2 protein-coding genes are annotated in these 1246 nt (G+C 70.9%); both read left to right on the forward strand.

Annotated features, from left to right (window positions below; genetic code table 11):
- The coding region (locus EQG76_RS03370; protein WP_200840523.1) for a glycosyltransferase family 9 protein at positions 1-595 on the forward strand (595 nt) is incomplete at its 5' end.
- A 100-nt stretch (positions 596-695) separates the two neighbouring features.
- The coding region (locus tag EQG76_RS03375; RefSeq protein WP_235031189.1) for a TGS domain-containing protein at positions 696-1246 on the forward strand (551 nt) is incomplete at its 3' end.

A 1246-nucleotide genomic window follows, 5' to 3' on the forward strand; every position in this document is an offset into this window, starting at 1 on the left:
CAAGGGCTGCTCGCATCCGGACCGCCAGCCGGACCGCGAGCGGATCCACACCGTGGCGCGCTTGGCCGGCCAGCTCGCTCAGGCCGGGATCACGGACGTGCCGCCGCCTAGGCTCGGCTTCCTGGACGGCGAGGTCGACCATCTCCTGCCGGACGGCGACTTCGCTCTCCTGGTCCCCGGCTGCGCGCCGCACCGGCCGGACAAGCGCTGGCCGGCCCGCCATTACGGCGAGCTCGCCACCTATCTGCTGGCGCTGGGCATCCGGCCGGTGCTGATCGGCACGGCGGCCGAAGCCGACGCGATCCGCACCATCAAGGAGGAGTGCCCGGCGGCGATCGACCTGGGCGGGCGCACCAGCTTCGGCCAGATCGCGGCGCTGGCCCGCCGCGCCTTGTTCGCCGTGGGCAACGATACCGGGCCCATGCACCTGATCGCGGCGGCCCCCTGCCCGGTGCTCACCTTGTTCTCCGGGGCGTCCACGCCTTTGCGCAGCGCGCCCGGCTGGCCGGACGAGCCCTGGCTGCAGCGCGAGCCGCTCACCGCACTCGGCGTGGACGAGGTCGCGGCAGCATTGCCACGCATCGCCACGGCTTGACATCGAAGCTGGCATGCACCCATGCCGTTCGCCCGGTGTGCTGCCCATCTGTGTCGCAGGTGGCAGATTCGCGCCGGAGCGGAAGGCAAGGTTCTCGACGATGAGCATGATGGCGGAATCGAACAGGCACGCGGAGCGCCGCGGGGTGGCGATCACCCTGCCGGACGGGGCCACGCGCAGCTTCGAGACTCCGCCGACCGGCCTGGAGGTGGCTGCATCGATTGCCAAGAGCCTAGCCAAGAAGGCGCTGGCAATCGAGGTGGACGGCGAACTGCGCGACCTGGCGCGGCCGATCGAGCAGGATGCCAGGATCCGGATCATCACGGCGGGCGACCCCGAGGCCGGGCCGCTCCTGCGCCACGACACGGCCCACGTCATGGCCGAGGCGGTCCAGGACCTGTTCCCCGGCACCCAGGTGACGATCGGCCCATCGATCGAGAACGGCTTCTACTACGACTTCCATCGCGAGCAGCCGTTCACGCCGGACGACCTGGCCGCGATCGAAAAGCGGATGGCCGAGATCGTGAAGGCCGACCGGCCCTTCGTGCGCGAGGAGGTGAGCCGGGAGGAGGCGCGCGCCCGGTTTGAGAAGCTGGGCGAGAAGTTCAAGCTGGAGCTGCTGGACGCGATCCCGGCGGACCAGCCGGTGAC

Source organism: Geminicoccus flavidas (assembly GCF_009806515.1).
GTDB classification, from domain to species: Bacteria; Pseudomonadota; Alphaproteobacteria; order Geminicoccales; family Geminicoccaceae; genus Geminicoccus; species Geminicoccus flavidus.